This is a genomic window from Halochromatium sp., assembly GCF_054919635.1.
Genome location: NZ_JBUDPI010000450.1, coordinates 1 through 2,629 on the forward strand (window position 1 = coordinate 1; position 2,629 = coordinate 2,629).

General features: G+C 62.6%; 2 protein-coding genes. One reads left to right on the forward strand and one right to left on the reverse strand.

All coding sequences use genetic code 11. The features are described from left to right. Window positions 1-247 precede the first annotated feature (247 nt). Window positions 248-1,582 (reverse strand): erythromycin esterase family protein, encoded by a 1,335-nt coding sequence (locus ACY693_RS18105; protein WP_462323207.1) that lies wholly within the window; start codon window positions 1,580-1,582, stop codon window positions 248-250. A 324-nt stretch (window positions 1,583-1,906) separates the two neighbouring features. Between ACY693_RS18105 and ACY693_RS18110 the strand changes: the two genes are divergently transcribed. After that, window positions 1,907-2,437 carry a hypothetical protein gene (locus tag ACY693_RS18110; protein WP_462323208.1) on the forward strand — a complete coding sequence of 177 codons (531 nt, stop codon included), beginning with the start codon at window positions 1,907-1,909 and terminating at the stop codon, window positions 2,435-2,437. Window positions 2,438-2,629: the final 192 nt, after the last annotated feature.

The window sequence follows — 2,629 nt, forward strand, 5'->3', positions numbered from 1 at the left end:
CAGCCATCCATGTCGCCAGCGTAAGCCAATTAGGAGCATCAGTGCCGCTGCCAGTGTGAGTGGTATCCAGATCAGCCGCTTCGCTGATCGAGGCCCTCTTGGGCACCAAGGGGTGGAGCGTTGAGTGAGCATCTTGTCCTCAAGGTTCTTGATGGCAGTGCGGCAGCAAGAACTCATCCGGCATAGGCTGCGGACTGGCTTCTGCCTCAATGGCAATGGGGATAGCAATAGGGCTTGGCAGCGGCAGCTAGACCCCGAATGGATAGGTGTCCGGCAAGCCCGCAATGGGTTTGGTCGGCAATGGCGTGACCGCATTGGTCTCATCAAGCCAGATGTACTCGTCGAACTGCTGTGGCAGGCTCGCACTGAAATAGTGGCTTTGGCGCTCGGTCTCCGGTCGGTAGATCACGCCGATCGCACGCTCGAGGCGAGGCTTGGCCAGGGCGCTGCGCAGGGCTCCAAGCTGAGGACCATCACCGTTGAAGCCGTTGCGGCCGCGCAGTTGGAGCGCGAAGGCGCCGAGCTTTGTCTCATGGCAGAGGCGCTCGTAGCTGCCGCTGATGGCGGGACGAACCTGCTTGACGCTCATCGGTCCATCCCAGTCATCGGCGGCGGCGACGGTGCCATGATCGGTGCCGAAACCGACCAATGCGGCATCGTCGCCAAACTCACGGCGGCACAGCTCACCGACATTGGTCTCGCCATGGGCACTCATCTCGGTGGCCGTCGCATCGCCGATATGCGAGTTGTGCTCCCAGACCACCGCCTTGCTGCCAGCGCCTCTGAAGTCGAGCAAGGCGCGGAGCGTCTCGAACATATGGCTGTCGCGCAGATTCCAGGACTCGGCGCGGCCGTAGTACATCGCTCGGTAGTACTGCTCGGAGTCTGCGACCACCCGTGCGTTCTGGACTGCATCGAGAAAACGCAGCCCATCCTGTTGCTGCTGCTGATAGTCGAGGCGCTTGGCTAGGAGGTCCTTCAGCATCGACAACACATCGGTCTCGCAGCTCTGCCATTGGCCGGTGAGCACCGCTGCACCATAGTCGGCAGGCTCCTCTCCCCAAGGGCTGAGGCAGCCATAGCGCTTGCGCGCCAGGGTCGCAATGTCTGGATCAACGCCCTCAAGATACTCAAGCACAGCGCTCATCGACGAGTACATGCTGTACAGGTCGAGCCCGTGGAAGCCAACCCGCTGGCTAGCATCCGGTCGGCTGCTGTTGAAGGCCCGGAGCCATTGGACGAAGTCATGAACCTCGGCATTGCGCCACATCCAGGTTGGAAACCGCGCGAACGCTTGCCAGGCCGGCGGAGGGCTATCGAGATGGCGCACGTAGGTGTCGATGCGCTGGGCATCGGGCCAATCCGCCTCGACAGCGACAAGGTCGAAGCCATGGTGCTCGATGAGCTCGCGGGTGATACGCGCCCGCATGCGATAGAACTCCGAGCTGCCGTGAGTGGCCTCGCCGAGCAGCACCACGCGCGCGCTGCTGATGCGTTGCAGCAGGGCGTCGATTGACGCGCTGTCCGGCACATCAAAGGGTTCGGCGGCTTGGGTCAGGATCTCGGTGATCGGAAGGGCCATGCGCTCGGCTCCTCTTTCATCTGCGTTGCGGTGTTCTGGCTGCGTGCCTCTGCATCAGCGGACGCGAGCAAGTTTCTGGCCAAGACTAGGGATTAGGCTCTGTGCTGGCTCGTTGTCATCCATTGTGGCCAGCGCTGAGACAGGTATCGGGGACATTCCCCCGTCGCCGGGGCAAATGCGCCAGCGTCCCTCAACACGCTGATGCCCACGCTGGGGGATCGGCTGCGGTCGGGACCAGGCGCAGCTGGCATGGAAGCTGCTGAATCTGCCTCTCCAGTAGCTGCTCAAGCAGCTGCTGAATCGGGCGCCGGTCGCTCGATGTAGATGCAGAGAAATCTTTGGCACGAGGAGAGAACCGATGATGAACAATCTGAAAAGGCAGCAGGCGGCGTCGTTGGCGCGGCACTCGTACTGGCAATCATCGCCGCCATCTCGGCAAATCAGCGTGATGGCTACCTTGAGGCGGAAAAGCAGCCTCAAGCGCAAGCAGGTGCCGGCGCTGAGTCCGCGACGACGGCCGAGGCGAGCAGTGGGCCTAAGACGACTCCAAGCGCCACTCCCAGCACGACCACCTCCAGCACGACTGCCCCCAGCATGACCGACAGCCCCAGCTCGATTGCCGGTCAGCCGCTTATCGGAGCCGAGGGGCTGCCGATCGGACAGGTGAGATCAGCCGTGCGTGATCCCGAGTCCGGCACCAAGAAGGCGGTCGTCTCGGTTGGCGGCTTCCTTGGCGTTTGGAGTAAGGATGTGACCGTGCCGGTCGCCGATCTGACAACGCGAGAAGAGGCCCTGAGGGCCGACGGCATCGATGACGCCGAACAGCTCTACGCCCGTCCTGCTTACCAGGGTTAAGACCGAGCCTTGGCCTCGGCGCTGGCCGGCGAGCGTTGGACGTCGGACTGCGCCGAGTGCTTGAGCTGCAGTCTCACAAACAGAGGCGCCCAACAAGAGGCGCCCAGCATACAGAGCCCCACAGCATCTCGAAGAGGTCAATCCATGATTCCACGCGAGACGATTGAGGTCGGAGTGCCCATTGCAGGCGGC